The 278-nt window shown below is 58.3% G+C and carries 1 protein-coding gene; it reads left to right on the top strand.

The genetic code is table 11. The annotated features are described in order from the left end of the window. The coding region (locus EN869_RS34200; RefSeq protein WP_210237980.1) for a hypothetical protein at positions 1 to 278 on the top strand (278 nt) is incomplete at both ends.

The following is a 278-nucleotide window of genomic DNA, read 5'->3' as shown; positions in this document are numbered from 1 at the left end:
GATGCTCGTGAGCTACGGCTTCAGTCTGGTTGGAATGCGCGAAGTCGCAAAAGCGCAATCGGCGAAGGAGTGCAATGCGATCTATTCGTTGCATGTTAGTGCACGGCTTATTCTGGCGGTGCTGGGTGGATGCATTGGCGTGATCGCCACGCTGTGCTCCCCGACATTGTCCGAGCGGCCGCTGATCGGCATTCTTGCCACGCTGCTAGGTATTGTCTCGGCGATGAACCTCGGCTGGCTATTCCAGGGGCGCCAGCGTTTCCGTACGCCGATCATGA

The organism is Mesorhizobium sp. M2D.F.Ca.ET.226.01.1.1 (assembly GCF_004022705.2).
Taxonomy (GTDB): domain Bacteria; phylum Pseudomonadota; class Alphaproteobacteria; order Rhizobiales; family Rhizobiaceae; genus Mesorhizobium.
This window is presented reverse-complemented; position numbering and strand designations above follow the sequence as displayed.